Consider the following 824-nt stretch of genomic DNA (forward strand, 5'->3'; position numbering starts at 1 on the left):
GAAATCAGCTACATGAATTATGACCCAGAAGGGTATGATAAAAGCTTGCTGGCACTCATGCACAATATGGGAGAATTTGAGTATGAAGGACAGTGGGCGCGTTGTTGGTTTGACATGGGAACTGCTGATGCGATCGCCCTTGATATTTTAATCAATGCTCTCAAACAGTTAAATCAAGAATATGTCGCTATTGAAGAATTATACATCGGTGGCGAAAATGAAGATTGGCCTGTAGAAGATAGTGACAACCCAAATCATGCTATGTATGATAATTAACTGTATGCTTAAGTTTTAAAACACACATTTCCCATATCCCCGCAGATTTTTAGATGAGCAAACTAGGAAAAATTCGGGTATTAGCTTTAGGATTAATCCAGGATAGCGGACGAATTTTTGTTTCTGAAGGCTACGATTCCCTTAAAAAAGAAACTTATTATCGAGCTTTAGGTGGTGGAGTTGACTTTGGTGAAACTAGCGAAGCTGCTTTAAAAAGAGAATTTCAAGAAGAGATTCAAGCAGATTTAACAAATATCACCTATATCGGTTGCATAGAAAGTATATTTATTTGTAACGGTAAGCAAGGACACGAAATTATTCAACTTTATCAATGTGATTTCGTTGATGCTAAATTCTATCAATTGGAAAGCTTAATATTTTCTGAATCAAAAAACCATCAACATAAAGCCCTATGGGTAGATATTTCTGACTTTAAATCTGGCAAATTAAGATTAGTTCCCGAAGATTTTTTCGCCTACTTGTAAAGTATTAATCCAGTAACTCAGTAATTTTTACGAACTACGAATTACGAACTACGAACTACTAAC

At 35.4% G+C, this 824-nt stretch carries 2 protein-coding genes; both read left to right on the forward strand.

The window, feature by feature from the left end:
* On the forward strand, positions 1-276 hold a 276-nt coding region (locus VB654_RS12885; protein WP_323214167.1), incomplete at its 5' end, for a DUF3531 family protein.
* A gap of 53 nt (positions 277-329) precedes the next feature.
* A complete protein-coding gene (locus VB654_RS12890; RefSeq protein ID WP_323214168.1) occupies positions 330-761 on the forward strand; it encodes an NUDIX hydrolase in 432 nt (143 codons plus the stop codon).
* Positions 762-824: the final 63 nt, after the last annotated feature.

It is taken from the genome of Nodularia sp. UHCC 0506 (assembly GCF_034931045.1).
Lineage (GTDB): Bacteria > Cyanobacteriota > Cyanobacteriia > Cyanobacteriales > Nostocaceae > Nodularia.

Excerpts from the sequence above, each read along its gene's own strand:
- VB654_RS12890 (WP_323214168.1), top strand. The coding sequence starts at position 330 with ATGAGCAAACTAGGAAAAATTCGGGTATTAGCTTTAGGATTAATCCAG.